Here is a 19,230-nt window from a genome sequence, read left to right as displayed (position 1 = left end):
AGCCGGGAGTCATCAGTGCGGCCTGGATCCAAGCCCACCATCCGCGATGTCGCGCGGACGGCCGGGGTTTCCCTGACCACCGTCTCCTACGTGCTCTCCGGCCGTTCCGGCGGCACAACCCGGATCAGCGAGGCCACCCAGGACCGGGTGCACGCCGCGGTCCGCGAACTTGGCTATGTGGCCAACCGTGCCGCCCAGGGAATGCGCCGGGGCCGGACGGAGCTGGTGGCCGTGGCCGTCGCGGACCTCGAGCAGCCCCGGGACAGGGCCATCGCCGCGGTGCTGGCCAGGATCCTGCCGGAGCACGGCTACCAGGCGGTCATCCTGCTGGGCGGGAGCTGGCGGCAGTTCATGCTCTCCGGCGGCGCCGACGGCGTGATCCACGCCAGCGCGCCGGAGACGGACGACGATTCCGGGGCCATGGCAGAGCTCGCCGGCCGCGGCACGCCCCAAGTGCTCATCACGGACGACGCCGGGGCCGGCAGCCTCGCCGTCCGAGACGGACACGATGTGGTCCCCGCCGGAACGGAGACCCCCGAAATCCTGGCCGGGCGCGCCGTCACTTTGCTGCTCGAACAGCTGCGGGGCTAGGACCCCTTAGGCTTTCAGCGCGGCGGCCTCCGGTGCCGTGTCCTCCGGTGCCGTGTCCTGCGGTGCCGCGGTCTGCGGTGCCTCCCGGATCGGACGCCGGGCCAGCCACGCCGCCACGATCGCGCCGGAGACGTTGTGCCACAGGGAGAAGACGGCCGACGGCAGGGCCGCCAGCGCGCCGAAGTGAGCCGTCGCGAGGGTGGCGGCCAGGCCGGAATTCTGCATCCCGACCTCGAAGGCGAGGGCCCTGCGCGCCTTGTCATCCAGGCGCCCCAGCTTGCCGGCCAGGTAGCCCAGGCCCAGTCCGAAGCCGTTGTGGAGCACCACGGCCAGGAACACGATGCCACCCGCGGCGACAATCTTGCTGGCGCTGCCGGCCACCACAATCGCGACGATCAGGGAAATCACGACGGCGGAGGCCCACGGCAGCGCCGGCAGGACCCTGGCCACGAGCTTCTTGAGGAAGAGGCGGGCCAGCAGGCCGGCAATGACGGGCAGGAGAACGGTCTTGACGATGTCCTGGACCATGCCGCCGGCGTCGATGCTCAGGTACGAGCCGGCCAGGAACAGCACCAGCAGCGGCGTCACGATCGGGGCGATCAGGGTGGACACCGAGGCGACGGCCACGGACAGGGCGACGTCGCCCTTGGCGAGGAACGCCATCACGTTGGAGGCGGTGCCCGACGGCGCGCAGCCCACCAGGATCAGGCCCACCGCAAGTTCCGGCTCAAGGTGGAGGCCGACGGCGATCAGCCAGCCGGCCCCCGGCATGATGACGTAGTGCGCCACGATTCCCAGGGCCACAGCCCAGGGGCGCTTGGCCACCGAGGCGAAATCGGGCGGCGTCAGCGTCAGGCCCATGCAGAACATGATGATGCCCAGCAGGAAAGGCACGCTGGGGGCGAGGGGTTTGAACGCCCCGGGGAGAAGGAAGCCGGCGAGCCCGGCCACCACCACGAGGATCGGGAAGACCGTCACCGCGATGCGGGCAATCTTTGCCTCGGCGGCGAGGGCGGGATTGGCCGGGACGTCGGCGGCAGCGCCCGAGTCCCGGGCGGTATTCGGAGTTTTAGTTGCCTCAAGCATCCAAGAATGGTGCCACCGGCGTCCACGGGGTGGCCACTTCGTGACCACCTGTCGGACAAATATGTCAGATTTTAGTGGCGGCCGGCGGCGGAGCGGCTTGGGTAGGCTTTGAGGAGCGCGTGAGCTCCGCACGGCAAGCTCCCTGCCCTCTCCGGTGCGACGCAGCGCCCCACATTCTTTGAACTCTGAAGGCGTCGTTGTGCCTTCTTGACCACGAACGGAGCCAGCAATGGCCGTCAAAACCGCCGGGGACGCTCCCGCCTTCACGCCCGAGCAATTGCAATCAGTCCGGGGCGCCTGGATGTCCCCGCGCCGGCTCAAGACCGAGGTCCTGGGCGGACTGGTCGTGGCCCTGGCCCTGATTCCCGAGGCGATCGCCTTCTCGATCATCGCCGGCGTCGATCCGCGGATCGGGCTCTTCGCGTCCTTCACGATGGCGGTGACCATCGCCTTCGTCGGCGGACGCCCGGCGATGATCTCGGCGGCCACCGGCGCCGTCGCCCTGGTGACTGCGCCGCTGGTGAAGTCCCACGGCCTGGATTACCTTGTGGCGGCGGTGATTCTGGCCGGTATTTTCCAGATCGTCCTGGGCCTCACCGGCGTGGCCAAACTGATGCGCTTTATCCCGCTCTCGGTGATGGTGGGCTTCGTCAACGCCCTGGCCATCCTGATCTTCATGTCGCAGGTGCCCGAGTTAATGGGCGTGCCCTGGCTGGTCTACCCGCTCACCGCGCTGGGCCTGCTGATCGTCTTCGGCCTGCCCAGGCTCACCAAAGCCGTCCCCGCACCCCTCGTGGCCATTGTGGCCCTGACGCTCATCACGGTGACGGCCGCCGTCGTCGTTCCCACAGTGGGGGACAAGGGCGCACTGCCGGACTCGCTGCCCTCACTGTCCCTTCCCAACGTGCCGAACACGTTCGAAACGCTGCAGGTCATCTTCCCGTTCGCACTGGCCATGGCCTTCGTGGGCCTGCTCGAATCCCTCATGACCGCGAAGCTCGTGGATGACATCACGGACACGCGTTCAGCCAAGACCCGCGAGGCCTGGGGGCAGGGTGTCGCGAACATCGTCACCGGATGCTTCGGCGGCATGGGCGGCTGCGCCATGATCGGCCAGACCATGATCAACGTCAAGGCCTCCGGCGCCCGCACCAGGATCTCCACGTTCCTGGCCGGCGTTTTCCTGCTCATCCTCGTGGTGGCCCTCGGAGACATTGTGTCCCTCATTCCGATGGCCGCGCTGGTGGCCGTCATGATTTTCGTCTCGGTCGCCACCTTTGACTGGCACAGCATCCGCCCGGCCACCCTCAAGGCCCTGCCCAAGAGCGAAACCACGGTCATGGCGGCGACGGTGGTGGTCACCGTTGCCACGCACAACCTGGCAGTCGGCGTCGGCGTCGGCGTACTTGTCGCGATGGTCCTGTTCGCCAGGCGGGTGGCCCATTTCGTCACGGTCGAGCGCTCCGTGACGGAGGACGACGGCGGCCGGGCCACGTATCGCGTGGACGGCGAGCTGTTCTTCGCCTCCTCGAATGACCTCTATACCCAGTTCGAGTACGCACTGGACCCGGAACGCGTAGTCATCGACATGCGCGATTCCCACCTGTGGGACGCCTCCACGATCGCCGCTTTGGATGCCATCACGGAGAAGTACCGGCAGCACGGCAAGAGCGTCGACGTCGTGGGCCTGAACCAGGCCAGCGCCCTGATGCGCGAACGCCTGGCCGGCAGGCTCGGCGCCGGGCACTAGCTGTAACTCCCACGGACAACTGGCAGGCACCCGTCCGGGCCGGTATTAGGTCATGCGTTTGGGTCTTTTTGTTTGCCTGGGTGCGGCCTACGGTGGATTTACGGCGCCGCCCGTCCGGGGTGGCCGGAGCTTGGAGGAAATCCAATGACGACGCACGTAGCCGACTGCAGCGTGAGCAATTGCTCCTTCAATGACCACTCGCACTGCAACGCGGCCGCCATTACCGTCGGCGGCGCCGCAGATCACGCCTCCTGCGCGACCTTCATCGACATCGGGGTGCACGGCGGGCTCCCCAAGGTGCTGGCCGACGTCGGCGCCTGCCAGCGTACCGAGTGCACCCACAACGACCATCTGATGTGCAAGGCGTCCGAAGTTCACGTGGGCCCGGGGGTCGACAACGCCGATTGCCTCACCTACGCCCACGCGTAGGCCGCCCCCGCCGTCCGCGCCCATCGAAGTTCCGCCCCGCTGGCGCTGAAATCCACCACTTTTGGGGCGGCGCCCGGCGTGTCGGGCCGAACCGCCGGTGAATCCCGGCGTCCCTGGTTCAAAGGTGGGGAGAATCGGTGGAGGCAGAGGGCAGCCGCAGTTGCAGGCAGGCGCGCTAGCCCTGGGTGAGCCGGTACCGTTCGATCTGCTTGAGCCGCCGCAGGAGGCTGTCGCGCCGGGGGTGCGGGACGGCGTCGGCCGGCTCGGCGGTGAGCTCGATGTGTTCGGTGCCGTACTGCCACAGCAGCAGGTCATCGAGCAGCCGGTCCGGGCCCGGTGAGTAGCGGTGGTCCAGGGCCTTGCGGACCTCGGTGATCCTGTTGGCGCTAAGCAGCCCGGCGAGCTGCATGGTCTGGTTGAGGCCGTGTGCGGCCATGAGCTCCGCGGCCCAGCCCCAGTCGTCGTCGACCTTCCGGTCCACGTGCGGCAGCAGGGTCCGCCAGACGTCGCGGATCCGGTTGGGGGTCAGCGGCGCGGCACCTTCGCCGTCCATATCCCAGTAGCCGCGGACCTCCTCGTAGCGTTCGTGCAGGTCCGAGAACGCGCTCTCCACGGTCTCCAGCATGGCGGCCGTGGCGGTGAACTGGCGGTCGAAGTGCGGGGTCCAGGCCCGCGGGTCTTCGGCCTTGAAGCGGATGTCGTGCTCGATCTCGCTCCAGGCGTGGGCGAAGACGGTGCGGATCTGGCACTCGAAGAAGTAGCTGCCGTTCGGCGCGACGTCCGGGTTGAAGGCCAGCTGGTAGTCCTTGACGGCCTCGTTCTGGATGGTCCGCAGGATCAGGTGCCGGCTGGAGTAGCCGTACGTGCCGGACTCGATCGAGCCGATGTCTTTTTCGCGGTCCCCCCGGCAGTCAAAGAGCTGGCGCTGGCGCTTGACCAGATTGGCCACCACCGCGTTTTCCGCCGGCAGCTTGGTGATCACGCGGATGCCCACCATGTCATTCAGGGTCCGGAACGGGTCCGGGAACTTCAGCAGAGGTGGCCCGCCCGGCTCCAGCGGTTCCTCCGTGCGGGAAATCTTCTCGCGGAAGGATTCAACGGTCTTGGTGCGTCCGGTGACGAACAACGGCGTGACCTCGGTGTCCTTGAGCATGGTCCGCAGCGTGAGCAGCACCTCCCGGGTGACCAGCTTCAGGGCAGGCCGGACCCGCTCGTACAACTCCACGTTCTCCTGCACGGAATCGCGCAGGCTCACGTCCAAACGGTCCCAGTTGCTCGCCATGGCTCCAGCTTACGGCGCACCACCGACACCGGACCGCAGGCGGTCACCGCCGGGCATGCCCGCCGGCATTTCCGCACCAGCGGCACCGGCCCGCAGGCAGCCGGCACGGGGCGCCGCCATGAGGCGGTGTGCAAGGGCGCTGCAGAGGCGGCAGGCAACATGCTGGGCCTGCGCGGGGCCGCTTGGTGCCCAAGGTAGGCTCAGCACATGGCTGAAATGCGGCGGCGGACTATGATCGCGGCCGCAGCGGCGGTGACTCTGGGGGCAGTCTCCGCCGCCTGTTCACCGGGCCCCAAGGAGGACGCTGTGAAGAGGCACAAGTACCAATATGGCGAGGACCCCAGCCAGTGGGGGGAGCTCTTCCTCCCAGAGGTTGCCGCCCCCAAGGGTGTGGTGGTGGTGATCCATGGCGGGTACTGGCGTTCGCAGTACGGCGCAGAACTGGGGGAGCCCCTCGCCAAGGACCTCGCCGCGCACGGCATGGCAGCCTGGAACCTGGAGTACCGGCGGGCCGGCAACGGCGGAGGCTGGCCCAACACGTTCGCCGACGTCCTGGCCGGAATCGACAAGCTCGGTGAACTCGCCGACGAGCACGGGCTGGGACTGGACCGCGTGGTGGCCCTGGGCCACTCGGCCGGCGGTCACCTCGCCGTCTGGGCGGCGGGACGCAGCCGGCTCGCCGGGCTCGGAGCCCCGGACGCGGACCGCCAGCTGTTGCGGCGCGGCGACGACGACGGCGCGGTGCAGCTCACCGGCGTCGTCAGTCAGTCGGGGGTGCTCAACCTCGCGGCCGCCGAGCGGCTCAACCTCAGCAACGGCGCCGTCAGCAACTTCCTGGGCGGCTCGTCGGAGAAATATCCCAAACGGCATAAATTTGCGGACCCCATGAGCGCGGTGCCGCTGGGCGTGCCCGTATATGCCGTTCACGGTACGGAGGACGATACCGTCCCCGTGAGCCAGTCCGAGACCTACGCCGGCGCAGCCAAGGCTGCCGGCGCGCCCGTCCAGTTGCTCAAGGTCCCGGGCGACCACTTTGCGCTCATCGATCCGAAGGCGCCCGCGTACCGGAAATGCCGTGAACTCGTGCAGCAGCTGCTGGTCTGAAATCCGGGTGTCGCCAGGCCGGCCCGCCTGCCGGCGTCCCTGACGGCATCCGCTGGCCCTCGAAAGCGAATAGACTGGAGCGCAGGTGCGCCGGGAAGTCTGGTCGGCATAGTTCCGTCGACCCCATTTTGAGGATCCCATGAGCGCCCTGCCCCCTTCGCCCACACCCCCTTCACCGCATCCGCCTTCGCCGCCCCGCCTCACCATCTTCGGCCGGGGCAGCTACGCCGAGGCCCTGCGGATCGGCGAGATCCTCCGCAAGGAAACCGTGGGCGGCGCGCTGCTGGTCGCCGCGGCGATGGTGGCCCTCATCTGGGCCAACTCCCCGGCCTCGGAAAGTTACTTCGCGCTGCGCGACTTCACCGTCGGCTACGCCCCCTGGCATCTGGACCTGAGCCTGGGCGCCTGGGCCGCCGACGGCCTGCTGGCCATTTTCTTCTTCCTGGTGGGGCTCGAACTCAAGCGCGAGTTTGTCGCCGGCGACCTGCGCCAGCCGAGCAAATCGGTGGTTCCGGTGGCCGCCGCCGTGGGCGGTGTGGCCGTTCCGGCACTCATCTACGCGGCCGTCAACCTCTCCGGTCCCGAGACACTGCACGGCTGGGCCATTCCCACCGCCACTGACATCGCCTTCGCCGTCGCGGTGCTGGCGCTGATCGGTTCCCACCTTCCCAGTGCGCTGCGGATCTTCCTGCTGACCCTCGCCGTCGTGGACGACCTCCTGGCCATCGCCATCATCGCGATCTTCTACACCAGCGAACTCCACCCCGAGCCGTTCCTGCTGGCCCTGCTCCCGCTGGGCCTCTACACGTTCCTGGCGCACAAATACCGGCGGTTCTTCGGCACGCACGCAGCGGCAGCCTGGGTGATCCTGCTGCCGCTCGGCTTCGCAACGTGGGCACTCGTGCACGCATCAGGCATCCACGCCACCGTAGCCGGGGTCCTGCTCGGATTTGCCATTCCCGTCAAACGGTCGGAGGCCAGCGGCGGGCCGGAAGCCGGCCCGGGCCTGGCGGAGATTTTCGAACACCGGTTCCGCCCGATCTCGGCCGGGATCGCCGTCCCGGTGTTCGCGTTCTTTTCCGCCGGGGTGGTCATAGGCGGCTTGCAGGGCCTCGGCGCCGCCCTGACGGACCCCGTGGCCGTGGGCATCATCGTGGCCTTGGTTGCCGGGAAGCCGGCCGGGATCCTCGGCACCACCTGGCTCATTACCAAAGTCACGCGGGCGCGCCTGGACGGGTCCTTCAAGTGGATCGACGTCTTCGGCCTCTCGATCCTGGCCGGCATCGGTTTCACGGTCTCGCTGCTGCTGGCCGAGTTGAGCTTCGGCCAGGGCACTGCGCATGAAGACCACGCGAAGGTGGGGATCCTCGCGGCCTCCCTGCTCGCCGCGCTCCTCGCCACCACGGTGCTCCGGACACGCAACCAGCAGTACCGGCGGGCGGAGGAGGCCGAACAGGTCGACTCGGACCACGACGGCATCCCGGACGTCTACCAGCAGGGCCGCCCAGACTAGATTGGCAGGCCAGGCCGACGGGCTATATTTGGAGGTGTGGCGGGAGGGGCCGTCCGGAGGGTCATGATACCCCAAGGGGTATCATGATTGAGCTGGAATACGCGCGCCGGGCCGTCTGGCGCCCGCGAAAGGAACAGGCATGAAGAGCATTTCCGTCAAGGACCTGGCCGCCCTGGGCGACGCCACCGAAATCATCGATGTCCGCGAGGAGGACGAATACGTCGCCGTCCGCGTTCCCGGCGCCCGGAGCATCCCGCTCTCACGGTTTGTCCAGTCCCTCGCCGAGGTTCCGGCCAGCGGCACTGTCTACGTCATGTGCGCCGCAGGGGGCCGCAGCGCCCAGGCCGCCACCTACCTGGAGGACCAGGGATACGACGCCGTCAACGTCACCGGCGGGATCATGAAGTGGCAGGACGAGGGACACCCCGTCAACCGGGGCTGACCTTACCGGGCTGACCTCACCGGAGGGACCATGGAAGTCATCGTCATCGAGACCCCGCAGCTCGGGGACCGCAGCTACCTGGTCCACGACGGCTCGGTGGCGCTGGCGATCGACCCGCAGCGCGACACGGACCGCATCGAAGCGGCCGCCCGTGACGCCGGGGTAGCCATCACGCACGTGGCCGAAACGCACATGCACAATGACTACATCACCGGCGGGCTGATCCTGGCCCGCGCCCGCGGCGCAAGCTATCTCGTCAACGCCGCCGACGCCGTCGGGTTCGAGCGAACTCCCGTCACCGACGGCCAAACGGTCCGCGTGGGCTCGCTTGCGGTCAGGGCGGTCGCCACGCCGGGCCACACGCATACCCACCTCTCGTTCATCGTGGACGACGGCGCGAAGCAGGCCGTCTTCTCGGGCGGCAGCCTGCTGTACGGCTCGGTGGGCCGCACGGACCTTGTTGCCGAGGCGGACACGGTTGGCCTGACCCACGACCAGTACGCCTCGGTCCGGCGCCTCGCCGCCGAGGCCGGCCCTGACGCCGCGCTGTTCCCGACCCACGGATTCGGCTCGTTCTGCTCCTCCGGACCCGCCAGTGGCGCCCGGTCCTCCACCATCGGCGAGCAGCTCGCCGCGAACCACGCCCTGACGGACCCCGATGAGGACCACTTCGTCCGCCAGCTCATCGCCAACCTCACGGACCACCCCTCCTACTACGCGCACATGAGTCCGGCCAATGTCCGGGGCCCGGTCGCTGCGGAGCTGGCCGTTCCGGCATCGCTGGATGCCGCCGAACTCACCCGGCGCCTGGACGCCGGCGAGTGGGTGGTGGACCTGCGCCGGCGCGTGGCGTTCGCCAACAGCCACCTCAAGGGCAGCGTCAGTTTCGAGTATGGCTCCGGCTCCAGTTTCACCACCTATCTCGGCTGGGTGCTGCCGTGGGGCGAACCGCTGACCCTGGTGGGCTCGCGGGAAGACATTGAGAGCGCCATCCGCGACCTCTCCCGGATCGGCATCGAATCCCCCGACGCCGCCGTCGGAACCGAGCCGCACGCCCTCGCCCCGCAGGCCCGCCTCGCCTCCTACCCGCGCGTGGGCTGGGACGGCGTGCTCGCCGGCCGGGCGCCCGAGGACACCGTGCTGGACGTGCGCCGGGCCGACGAATTCGCCGCCGCCCGCGTGGTGGGGGCGGTCAACGTGCCGCTGCACGAGCTGTTGCTGCGCCTGGGGGACATTCCCGCCGGGAAACTCTGGGTGCACTGCGGTTCCGGGTACCGGGCCGGGATCGCCGCCAGCCTCCTGCAGCGGGCAGGCCGGGACGTGGTCCACATCGACGCCAGGTTTGCCCACGCCGCGTCCGCCGGGATCGCGCTGGACACCACCGCGGCCTGAGCGCCGGCGGCCCGGCATCGCCGGCAGCGACGCCAGCACGCCGGAGGCGGGCGGTGCGCGCAACACACGGCACCGGAGCGCATTCTCTGGCAGAGTATGGTCATGCTCACAGTTATTGGCGAGGGGCTGGTTGATGTAGTCCAGCGGTCCTCCGGCGTCCAGGCCCATGTCGGCGGCAGCCCCCTCAACGTGGCGGTGGGTCTGGCGCGGCTGGACCATCCGGTCCAGTTCATCGGCCGTTACGGCCGCGATGCTTATGGTGAGGCCCTGGCCGCGCACCTGAAGTCGAGCTCCGTGCTGCTCCCGGTGGGACCCGACGAGCTGCCCACCAGTGTGGCCGCCGCCCTGATCGACGACGCCGGCGCCGCCACGTACACGTTCGACCTCGCCTGGGAGCTTCCCGGCGTCGCGGCGCGCCTGCCGTTCCTGCTCCAGGGAACCACGCTGCTGCACACCGGTTCGATCGCCACCATGCTGGCGCCCGGCGCCGCCGAGGTGTTTGCCGCCGTCGAGCGTGCCCACCCGTCCGCCACCATCAGCTTTGACCCCAATTGCCGTCCCAGCATCATCCCGGACGTGGACTACGCCCGCGGACAGGCCGAAAAGTTCGTGCGCCTCGCGGACGTTGTGAAGGCCTCCGACGAGGACCTCGAATGGCTCTACCCGGGGGTTGACCCACTGGACTCGGCCCGCCGCTGGCAGGCGCTGGGCGGCTCCGAAGGGCCGGCAATGGTGGTGGTGACCCGCGGCAGCAAGGGGCCATGGGGCATCAACGCCGCAGGTGAGGCGCAGTTCCCCGCCCCCGAGATCAGCGTCGCCGACACCGTCGGGGCCGGGGATTCCTTCATGGCCGCGCTGCTGTCCGGCGTGGTGGATCTGGGCCTGGACGGGGCACAAAACCGCAAGGGCCTGCGCGAACTTTCCGCCGAAAGCCTCCGCGATCTCCTCGCCCATGCCTCACGGGCAGCGGCGGTCACCGTGTCCCGCGCCGGCGCGAACCCGCCCACGCGCGCGGAGCTGGCACGGATGGAAATGGGGGCCCAGCCCCTGCAGTGAGTGGAAGGCAACCATGACACGCCACGATGTTCCGGTGTTCCCCGTCCGCAGTGAATCCTTCTCGGACGGCCAGACGCTCCCGGCTGCCCAGCGCAGCGGCAAAATGCGCGCCGGCGGCCAGGACGAATCCCCGCAGCTGAGCTGGAGAGGCGTCCCGGCCGGCACCAAGGGCTACGCAGTGACCATGTTCGACCCCGACGCCCCGGGCCGCGGCGGCTTCTGGCACTGGGCCGTGCTGGACATCCCCGCCGACGTCACCTCGCTGCCGGCAGGAGCGGGCGCCGAGGGCGGCAGGCTCCTTCCCCCGGGTGCCATCCAGTTGAAGAACGACGGCGGGTTCCACGGCTACCTGGGTGCCGCGCCGCCTCCCGGACACGGACCGCACCGGTACGTCATCACCGTCCACGCGCTCGACATCGCACCGTCCGGACTCAACGAGCACACCGCTCCGGGCAGCCTGGAAGCGAAGCTGTCGCGGCACACCCTGGGCCGGGGAACGCTGACCGGCATCTTCGAACGTCACTGAGCCCGCCCCCACCTGCCGCCCACCTGCCGCCCGTCGCCGTCGTCGGGCTCGCCGGAACCTCCCCAGTTCGCCGTGAATGTCCGGCGAACCCGACGCGGTCCGGCGATCTCGGCACGCACCTCGGCGAATGCGGCCGCGAGGGCCACCGTCCCGGCGCACGTAGACTGGCACTATGCGGCTGGTAGCAAGTGACATTGACGGAACGATCCTCGGCCATGACGGCAAAATCAGCGGCCGGACCGTCCGCGCGTTCCACGCCTGCCGCGACGCCGGGCTGGAACTGGTGTTCGTCACCGGACGGCCGCCGCGCTGGCTCCACCCCCTGCAGGAACAGCTGGGGCACACCGGAACGGTCATCTGCTCCAACGGCGCCGTCGTGTGGGACCTCGAGGCGGACCGCCTGCTCTCGGCGCGGACACTGGAGCTCGACGCCATGTTCGAGGTCCGCCGCATCATCAAGCGGCTGCGTCCGTCCGCGCTGTTTGCCGCCGAAACCCTGACCGGCTTCCATCTGGAACCGGGCTTCATCGAAAACGGCTCGAGCGAATTGCTCGCGGAATTCACCCCGGCCCCGCTTCACACCACCCTCACCGAGGGTGACGCCGTGGCGAAGTTCCTGGCCATTGTCCGCGAAGGGACCGCCGACGAGTTCCTGGCCGAGGTCACGCCCGCGGTCGCCCATCTGGCCGCCGCGACGCACTCGGCGCCGAACATGGCCCTCCTCGAGCTCTCCCTGCCCGGCGTGAACAAGGCCGTCGCCCTGGCTGAATATGCGGCGTCCCTCGGCATCGGCGCCGCGGACGTGGTGGCCTTCGGGGACATGCCCAACGACATCGAGATGCTTCGCTGGGCCGGGCACGGCTACGCGATGGCCAGCGGCCACCCGGAAGCGATCCGGGCCGCCGGCCGGCAGGCCCCGCACTTCGACGACGACGGGGTCGCCCAGATCCTCGAGTCCAAGCTCGCCGAACTCGGCGTCCGGCTGCCCTAAAACCCGGCTCAGTTCCCCGGTCCCGGCCAGGTCCCCCCACCCGCCGGCTCAGTTCCCCGCGGTCACCGGATTCCCAGCGAACGGTCAACTGGTGTTCACCTTGGCCTCCTAGGCTGGAAGCTCGCGACGAAACGTTTGACCGATTGTGGGGACATCATGGCCAGGCACCGCATCAACAACACAGACGAACAACCCCTGCACCCGGCGGAACCGGACCGGCACTGGAGGCAGTTGCGCCAGGGCGACCGCGTCAGCGTCCGGCTCGCCCCGGGTTTTGAGACCGGCGGGCTTGTGGACGCCGTGACGGCGGACCACAGCGTGGTCTGGGTCGACCTCGACGGCGGCCGCGGCCGCACGCTGCTGCACTGCAGTGACGGCGTCGAAATCCGCCAGCAGACTCCTGACACCCCGTCCCGCTGAGGCCCACTACCCGGACCCGATGAGCCCTGCAGGCCCACCCGGTCCAACCCCATGCCGTCAGATCGAGGCTCGGGTACGCTTCAGGAGTGACTGACCTGCACCCCTACTTCGCCCCTCGCGGCAATGGCGACGGTGCCCCGGAGGGCGCCGCTGCCCGGGCCCCGGGCGGCTCCCGGGCGCCGCTGGCGCTGGCCCACCGGGGCTTCTCGCTGGACGGGCTGGAGAACTCGATGGCCGCGTTCCGCGCCGCCGTCGACCTCGGGTTCCGGCATCTGGAGACGGATGTGCACACCACGGCCGACGGCGTGTTGGTGCTCTTCCACGACAAGACCCTGGACCGGATCACGGAGGGCCGGGGCCAAATCGCGGACCTTCCGGCCTCAACCGTTGCCCAGGCCAGGATCGGCGGGACAGAACCGATCCCGCGGTTCGATGAGCTGATCGCTGCCTTCCCGGACGTCCGGCTCAATATCGACGTCAAGGACTGGAACTCCGTGGGCACCCTGGCGTCGGCGATCGAACGCCACGGACTGCACGACCGCGTGCTGGTGGCCAGCTTCTCGGACCGGCGGCGCCGGGCAGTGCTGAAGCAGCTGAGCCGTCCCGCCGCCAGCTCCGCCGGCATCGTGTCCAACGCCGTGTTCGTCCTGCTGGGCCCCGTGCTGCCTGCGCCGCTGATGTCCGCCGTGGTGCGTCGGGCACTGCGCGGAGTCCACGCCCTGCAGGTCCCCGTCCGCTACGGCGCCGTGCCCGTGGTGACGCCCGGCTTCATCCGGCGGGCACACCGGCACGGGCTGCAGGTCCACGTGTGGACAGTCAACGAGCCCGCGGAAATGCACCGGCTGCTGGACCTTGGCGTGGACGGGATTGTCACGGACCGCGCGGACCTGCTCAAGGCGGTCCTCCAGGAGCGCGGGACCTGGTCCTAGGCACCGTGTCGTCCTGGCACGCCCGGGCCGCCGGGCTGGCAGGATAGAACCATGCGCATCCTCATCGCCCCGGACAAGTTCAAGGGCTCCCTCACCGCGGTCGAAGCCGCCGCCGCCATTGCCGAAGGCGCCCTGCGGGTCTACCCCGACGCTGAAGCCATCCAGTTTCCGGTGGCCGACGGCGGCGAAGGGACCCTCGAGGCCGCCGTCGCAGCCGGCTACGAGGAACGGCTCAACGCGGTCGTCGGCCCCATCCTGGCCCCGATCGGCGCCGCGTGGGCCATCCGGGCGGACGCCTTCGGCGGGGCCACCGCGGTGATTGAAACGGCGCAGGCCTCAGGGCTGGCGCACATGGAGCCCACACCGGCCAACGCGCTGCGCGCCCACAGCTATGGCTGCGGCCAGCTGATCGCCGCCGCGCTGGACGCCGGTGCCACGGAAATCGTGCTGGGCGTGGGCGGCTCGGCCATGAGCGACGGCGGCAGCGGCGCCCTCCGCGCCCTCGGGCTCAAGCCGTTGGACTCCGCCGGCAACGTGGTGCCCCTCGGCGGCGGATCGCTTGCCGACGTCGCGACCGTGGACATCAGCGGCCTCGACCCGCGGCTGGCCGGGGTGAAGTTCAGGATCGCCGTCGACGTCCAAAACCCGCTGTTCGGCAGCGACGGCGCCGCACACGTGTTCGGTCCGCAAAAAGGCGCCGACGCCGATGCGGTGGAGCTGCTCGACGCCGGCCTGCGCAACTGGGCCTCGGTCCTGCGCGAGACGACCGGCCGGGATGTCAACGTGCCCGGCGCCGGGGCGGCCGGCGGGTTCCCGGCGTCGTTCCTGGCCTTCAGCACGGCCGCCCTGGAAGGCGGCTTCGAGCTGGTGGCCGGCCTCACCGGGCTGGACGCGAAACTCGCGGTGGCCGATTTGGTCATCACCGGAGAAGGCTCCATGGACAGCCAATCGCTGACAGGCAAGGCGCCGATCGCCCTCGCCGATGCCGCCCAGGCCCTTGGCATTCCGGTGATCGTGGTGGCCGGCCGGATCCTCGTCACCCCGGAGGACCTTGCCCGTCACGGCGTGGTGGCGGCGGCGCAGCTGCTGGACGTCGCCGGCAGCCCGCAGGACGCAGTAGCAAACGCCGCAAAGTACCTTACCTGGGTCACCAGCCAGGTCCTCGAAGGCGCCTGACGCCCCTGCTGGCCGGCTGCCCTGCCGGCCAGCTTGCCGTCTAGGCGCCGGTCTCGTAGTGCGGCTCGGCCACGGGTTTGGACTCGGGGGAGCCCTTCTCGCGCAGGTAGACCGAGGCGCCCACCAGAACCGCCACGGCGAGGAACTCGCTTTGCCAGTTCTGGAAGGACTCGAACCAGAACCGGCTCGTCGCCAGATAGCCCAGCACCGTCACGGTGGGCTGTCCGTGCGCCTCCTGGCCACTGTTGTAGTCGTCCGCGCCGCCAACCGCGTGCAGGATGAAGGACGCCAGGAACAGCAGGAGGAACATGATCGAGAGCGAGTGTTCGTAGAGTTTGAGGACCCAGCCGCCGCGCCGCACGGGCCACGGCGTGGACTCATTGAGCTTTGCCTGCCGGGGGTCCTCGTCCTGCGGGGCGCTGTGGCCCATCGGCTTGGACTCGGAGGACCCCTTCTGGAACAGGAAGACGGTGAGGATGACGTACATGCCCATCTGCAGGAATTCCGACTCCCAGTTCTCGAAAGTCGCCTCCAGGAAGTTCCCGGTGCCAAGGTACTGCAGGACGGTCACGGCAGGTTCGCCGTGGGCCAGTTGCTCGTCGCTGTACGTGCTTGCCCCGCTCAGGACCATGCCGCCGAAAAACACGACGAACAGCCCGATGTTGGCCAGCAGCAGTCCATGCTCCTTGACCCATTTGCCCATGGTTCCCGTGCCCGCGGTGTGGCGCTCATGCGAAACGTTCGTCATAGCGGCTCCTCTTTGCGGGCCCGTCGACGGATCCAGGCAGGGACAAGTACCAGCAGCAGCACCAGCACGGCCAGCAGCCCGACGCCCGCGATCACGCCCGCCGTCCGGCTGACGGTGACATCGAAGACGAGGGACGTGGTGCCCACGCTCAGCAGCCCCACGCCGGCCAACGAAAACTTGGCGATGATGTCCGCGCTGCTCACGAGCGTTTCCTTCAGCCCCTGTTGGAATAGCCGGCGGTGCACGCTCACGGGCAGCAGGATCGTGGCCGTGGTCAGGGCGGCCAGCACCACGTTGGCGAGGTACAGCCGGGTCTGGTAGTCATCCAACGTTTCGAAGCGGGACTGGAAAGGCAAGGTCAGGAGGAAGCCGGCGAGGATCTGGACACCGGTCTGGAGTACCCGCAGTTCCTGCAGTAGCTCCGCCCAGTTGCGGTCCATCCGCTCAGCTGGCGATTCGTTCCTGCCGTCGTCCTTCGGCGCTACCGGGCCGGTCATCAACACTCCTCCGCAAATCCTGAAACCAAGAAGGGAACCCGCAGCAGCATGCGGCCCCACCCTCAACCTAGGCTTGAGAGTTTCCAAAAACAAGTCGGTACTAAGCTTGCTGACCATATTGCGGTTAGGGTAGAAACTGACTACTTCGCTGGGATGGTTTCAGCGGCCCGGACCACACGGGACCGATGAGCATCCCTGGAAACCGACACGTTGTTAGGTGGACTATGAGCGACCCACAGCAGGACCAGCCCAAGCAGCCCGACCAGCCGCGCGATCCCCGCGCCGGCTACCATTCCGGCCCGTTCCCGGAGCAGGTCCAGAAACAGCCTGGCCTCACCTCACCGATGGAGCCCAAACCGGACCACGGTGAGGAAAGCTACCGCGGCAGCGGTGCCCTGGGCGGCAAGGCCGCCCTCATTACGGGCGGCGACTCCGGAATCGGCAGGGCGGTGGCGATCGCCTTCGCCCGCGAGGGGGCCGACGTCGCCATCTCCTACCTGCCGGAGGAAGAAGAAGACGCGCAGGACACCGCCGAGTGGATCCGAAAGGCCGGCCGCAAGGCCGTCCTGCTCCCCGGCGATGGCCGCAGCGAGGACTTCGCGGCGGACATCGTGAAGGCGACGCTGGCCGAATTCGGGCGCCTCGACGTCCTGGTGCTGAATGCGGCCTACCAGAAGAACCGCGAGAGCTTCGAATCACTGCCCACCGAAGAGTTCGATCGCGTTTTCAAAACCAATCTGTACTCCCTGCTCTGGACGGCCCGTGCCGCGGTCCCGCATCTGGAAGCGGGTGCGTCGATCATCACCACTGCGTCGATCCAGGCCTTCAACCCTTCGCCGGGACTCATTGACTACGCCATGACCAAGGCGGCCCAGGTGGCCTTCACCAAAGCCCTGGCCCAGGAGCTCGGACCCAAGGGGATCAGGGTCAACGCCGTGGCCCCGGGTCCCATCTGGACCCCGCTGATTCCGGCCACCGAATGGCCTGACAAGCTCCCGAAATTCGGTCAGGACACGCCGCTGCAGCGGGCGGGGCAGCCGGCGGAGCTCGCGGCCGCCTATGTCCTGCTCGCCTCCGACCACGGTTCCTATATTTCCGGAGCCGTGCTTCCGGTGACCGGAGGCAAGGGCCTCTGAGCCCGCTCCGGACCCGTCCAGTGCCAGTTAGTCCCATTTCCAGTACCAGGAGGAATGACATGACTGAAAACCAGCAGGATCCCAAGACCGTCACCGAAGAAGCGGGTGGCTACGGTACGCCGACCGCCGAGCAGGAGATGGGCGGCGATGAGAAGAACTTTGCCCAGCCCCGCGAGGAGGAGGCCTTCGACGCCGCCGGCCTGAACCAGGACAGCCCCGACGGTGAGACGTATCCGGCCGGCGCGCCGGACCTGAGCCCGTTCGGTGCAGAAGACCAAGACAGTGCAGGAGAACCCGGGGCAGGACGCTTCGGAGGAGTGGAGGAACAAATGAGTGCAGAAAACGCCAGCGCAACCCCCGGCTTCGACCCCGACGCCGCGGAGAATTCCGAGGCAGCCGTGCCGTCCTCGGAAGCGGAGATGGACGAGGCCAACACGGAAGAGCCCGACGCCGGGCGGCCCTTCTCCTCCGAGTCCGGACAGGACGCGGCGGGGCTGCCGGACGGCTCCGGGACGGACCTGCCGGAGAGCAAGTCGCCGAAGGACCGCGACGATGACAAGGACGCCTTCGACGCCGGCTAGTCCGTCGCGCCGAAGGCCCCCGCCGTTGCGGGCGCTGCCGGTCCTAGGAGGGTCGTGACAGCAAAAAGGCCGGACTCCTGCCTGTGGGCGGAGTCCGGCCTCTTGTGTCTGCGGGTTGGCCCGCCCGCGGCGCGCTTCCGGGCGGCGTTCTTTAGCGGCGCTTCTTGGGGGCGCGCTTGACGGCTGCCTTGACCGCGGCCGTCGAAGCCGCGGCCGGCCCGGGATCTTCGGTTTCCGGCTCGGCCACCGTGCCGCGCACCTTCGCGATCGCCTTCATGCCGTGGTAGATCACCAGGGCCGCGGCCGAGCCCAGCGCGATCCCGGTGAACTTGAGGTCGCCGATAGTCCAGGTGTAGTCGGCAATCCCGACGATCAGGGCGACGGCGGCCGTGGTCAGGTTGATCGAGTTGGAGAAGTTCACCCTGTTCTGGACCCAGATTTTCACGCCCAGCACGCCGATCATGCCGTACAGCATCGTGGCCGCGCCGCCCAGGACACCGGCGGGGACCGTGGCGATGAGCTCGCCAAACTTCGGCGAAAAGCTCAGGATCACTGCGAAGACGCCGGCCACCCAGTAGGCCGCCGTCGAATACACCTTGGTGGCAGCCATGACGCCGATGTTCTCGGCATACGTGGTGGTCCCGGAGCCGCCGCCAAGACCGGCAAGCACAGTGGCGGCGCCGTCGGCCAACAGCGCGCGGCCGGAGACGCCGTCGAGGTTCTGCCCCGTCATGGCGGACACCGACTTCACATGGCCGATGTTCTCTGCCACCAGCACCAGGACGACCGGCACGAAGAGGCCCACGACACCGAGGTGGAATTCGGGCGTCTGGAAGTGCGGCAGGCCCACCCACGCGGCACTGTCCACCTTGGAGAAGTCCACCTCGCCCCGGATCATCGCAACGAGATAGCCCACCAGGACGCCCACCAGGATGCTCAGCCGGCCCAGCATGCCGCGGAACAGCACGCTGACCACGATGATGACGGCCAGGGTGATGAAGGCCGTGACGGGGGCCTGGTCGAAGTTGGCCTTCGCCGCGGGCGCCAGGTTCAGGCCGATCAGCGCCACGATCGCTCCGGTCACGATCGGCGGCATGACGCGGTTGATCCAGCCGGCGCCGAACTTCTGCACCACGGCGCCGACGACGGCGAGGGTCGCGCCTGCCAGGACCACCCCGCCCAGTGCCCCGGGGACGCCGAACTGCTGTTGGGAAGCCATGATCGGCGCGATGAACGCGAAGCTGGAACCGAGGTAGCTGGGCACCCGTCCCTGCGTGATGACCAGGAACAGGAGCGTGCCGATGCCGGAAAAGAACAGGGTGGTGGCTGGCGGCATGCCCGTGATGATCGGGACCAGGAAGGTGGCACCGAACATGGCCACAACGTGCTGCATCCCGATCCCAACCGTCAAGGGCCAGGTGAGCCGCTCATCCGGTCTGACGACCTCACCGGGACGGACGGACTTGCCGTTGCCGTGGAGCTTCCATTTGGTGCCGAGCATGCTCATGCCGGGAGCCTTTCAGAGAATGTGGGGCGGGCGGGGAAGGAATCTTCCCGAGCAACTTTACCGCGCGGCATTTA

Annotated in this window: 20 protein-coding genes; 15 read left to right on the top strand and 5 right to left on the bottom strand. The window is 68.7% G+C overall.

Translation table 11 applies throughout. The annotated features are described in order from the left end of the window. The first annotated feature begins 15 nt into the window (after positions 1–15). Positions 16–591, top strand: coding sequence for a LacI family DNA-binding transcriptional regulator (locus C566_RS0114020; RefSeq protein ID WP_018774981.1), 576 nt, complete (start codon positions 16–18; stop codon positions 589–591). A 6-nt stretch (positions 592–597) separates the two neighbouring features. Here C566_RS0114020 and C566_RS0114015 read toward each other — a convergent pair whose 3' ends face one another. Next, positions 598–1,677 carry a bile acid:sodium symporter family protein gene (locus C566_RS0114015; protein WP_018774980.1) on the bottom strand — a complete coding sequence of 360 codons (1,080 nt, stop codon included), beginning with the start codon at positions 1,675–1,677 and terminating at the stop codon, positions 598–600. A 229-nt stretch (positions 1,678–1,906) separates the two neighbouring features. On the opposite strand from C566_RS0114015, the gene C566_RS0114010 reads away from it, so the two are divergent. After that, positions 1,907–3,427, top strand: coding sequence for a SulP family inorganic anion transporter (locus C566_RS0114010; RefSeq protein WP_018774979.1), 1,521 nt, complete (start codon positions 1,907–1,909; stop codon positions 3,425–3,427). 144 nt (positions 3,428–3,571) lie between these two features. Continuing rightward, positions 3,572–3,856 (top strand): DUF1540 domain-containing protein, encoded by a 285-nt coding sequence (locus C566_RS0114005; RefSeq protein ID WP_018774978.1) that lies wholly within the window; start codon positions 3,572–3,574, stop codon positions 3,854–3,856. 175 nt (positions 3,857–4,031) lie between these two features. Here the strand turns inward: C566_RS0114005 and C566_RS0114000 are convergent, their stop codons facing one another. Continuing rightward, positions 4,032–5,138, bottom strand: coding sequence for a GTP pyrophosphokinase (locus C566_RS0114000; protein WP_018774977.1), 1,107 nt, complete (start codon positions 5,136–5,138; stop codon positions 4,032–4,034). A gap of 306 nt (positions 5,139–5,444) precedes the next feature. Here C566_RS0114000 and C566_RS0113995 point away from each other — a divergent pair, with 306 nt between their 5' ends. The 10 genes from C566_RS0113995 (at position 5,445) to C566_RS0113950 (ending at position 14,687) form a co-directional block, all read left to right on the top strand. Continuing rightward, positions 5,445–6,242 carry an alpha/beta hydrolase gene (locus C566_RS0113995; RefSeq protein ID WP_026266699.1) on the top strand — a complete coding sequence of 266 codons (798 nt, stop codon included), beginning with the start codon at positions 5,445–5,447 and terminating at the stop codon, positions 6,240–6,242. 139 nt (positions 6,243–6,381) lie between these two features. Continuing rightward, the gene (gene nhaA, locus C566_RS0113990; RefSeq protein ID WP_018774975.1) at positions 6,382–7,755 is read left to right on the top strand and encodes a Na+/H+ antiporter NhaA; all 1,374 of its coding nucleotides are present in this window, start codon (positions 6,382–6,384) and stop codon (positions 7,753–7,755) included. Positions 7,756–7,894: 139 nt separating this feature from the next. Continuing rightward, positions 7,895–8,197 (top strand): rhodanese-like domain-containing protein, encoded by a 303-nt coding sequence (locus C566_RS0113985; RefSeq protein WP_018774974.1) that lies wholly within the window; start codon positions 7,895–7,897, stop codon positions 8,195–8,197. A 30-nt stretch (positions 8,198–8,227) separates the two neighbouring features. Then, a complete protein-coding gene (locus tag C566_RS0113980) occupies positions 8,228–9,589 on the top strand; it encodes an MBL fold metallo-hydrolase (RefSeq protein WP_018774973.1) in 1,362 nt (453 codons plus the stop codon). Positions 9,590–9,691: 102 nt separating this feature from the next. Continuing rightward, positions 9,692–10,645 carry a carbohydrate kinase family protein gene (locus C566_RS0113975; RefSeq protein ID WP_043466996.1) on the top strand — a complete coding sequence of 318 codons (954 nt, stop codon included), beginning with the start codon at positions 9,692–9,694 and terminating at the stop codon, positions 10,643–10,645. Positions 10,646–10,658: 13 nt separating this feature from the next. Next, positions 10,659–11,171, top strand: coding sequence for a YbhB/YbcL family Raf kinase inhibitor-like protein (locus C566_RS0113970; protein WP_018774971.1), 513 nt, complete (start codon positions 10,659–10,661; stop codon positions 11,169–11,171). Between the two features lie 172 nt (positions 11,172–11,343). Next, positions 11,344–12,162 (top strand): Cof-type HAD-IIB family hydrolase, encoded by an 819-nt coding sequence (locus C566_RS0113965; RefSeq protein ID WP_018774970.1) that lies wholly within the window; start codon positions 11,344–11,346, stop codon positions 12,160–12,162. 156 nt (positions 12,163–12,318) lie between these two features. Further along, positions 12,319–12,582, top strand: a complete 264-nt coding sequence (locus C566_RS0113960) for a hypothetical protein (RefSeq protein ID WP_018774969.1) — start codon at positions 12,319–12,321, stop codon at positions 12,580–12,582. A gap of 86 nt (positions 12,583–12,668) precedes the next feature. Further along, entirely contained in the window at positions 12,669–13,511 is an 843-nt protein-coding gene (locus C566_RS0113955) for a glycerophosphodiester phosphodiesterase (protein ID WP_018774968.1), read from the top strand. Positions 13,512–13,562: 51 nt separating this feature from the next. Beyond that, positions 13,563–14,687, top strand: a complete 1,125-nt coding sequence (locus tag C566_RS0113950; RefSeq protein WP_018774967.1) for a glycerate kinase — start codon at positions 13,563–13,565, stop codon at positions 14,685–14,687. A 40-nt stretch (positions 14,688–14,727) separates the two neighbouring features. On the opposite strand, the gene C566_RS0113945 is transcribed toward C566_RS0113950, so the two are convergent. Together C566_RS0113945 and C566_RS0113940 are read right to left on the bottom strand one after the other, a co-directional pair. Further along, positions 14,728–15,435 (bottom strand): DUF6766 family protein, encoded by a 708-nt coding sequence (locus C566_RS0113945; protein ID WP_018774966.1) that lies wholly within the window; start codon positions 15,433–15,435, stop codon positions 14,728–14,730. Continuing rightward, positions 15,432–15,932, bottom strand: a complete 501-nt coding sequence (locus C566_RS0113940; protein ID WP_018774965.1) for a DUF6328 family protein — start codon at positions 15,930–15,932, stop codon at positions 15,432–15,434. The genes C566_RS0113945 and C566_RS0113940 overlap by 4 nt, the downstream gene beginning before the upstream one ends. Before the next feature lie 224 nt (positions 15,933–16,156). Between C566_RS0113940 and C566_RS0113935 the strand changes: the two genes are divergently transcribed. Then, complete coding sequence (locus C566_RS0113935; protein ID WP_018774964.1) at positions 16,157–17,068, top strand: SDR family oxidoreductase; 912 nt, start codon at positions 16,157–16,159, stop codon at positions 17,066–17,068. 59 nt (positions 17,069–17,127) lie between these two features. Next, positions 17,128–17,649: a hypothetical protein gene (locus tag C566_RS0113930; protein ID WP_018774963.1), complete on the top strand. Its 522-nt coding sequence runs from the start codon at positions 17,128–17,130 to the stop codon at positions 17,647–17,649. A gap of 151 nt (positions 17,650–17,800) precedes the next feature. Here C566_RS0113930 and C566_RS0113925 read toward each other — a convergent pair whose 3' ends face one another. Continuing rightward, the gene (locus C566_RS0113925; RefSeq protein WP_018774962.1) at positions 17,801–19,156 is read right to left on the bottom strand and encodes a uracil-xanthine permease family protein; all 1,356 of its coding nucleotides are present in this window, start codon (positions 19,154–19,156) and stop codon (positions 17,801–17,803) included. Between the last annotated feature and the right edge of the window lie 74 nt (positions 19,157–19,230).

The organism is Arthrobacter sp. 131MFCol6.1 (genome assembly GCF_000374925.1).
In the GTDB taxonomy this organism is placed as follows: Bacteria; Actinomycetota; Actinomycetes; order Actinomycetales; family Micrococcaceae; genus Arthrobacter.
Note: the sequence above shows the minus strand (reverse complement) of the source record. Positions and strands in the feature narration are given on the sequence as shown.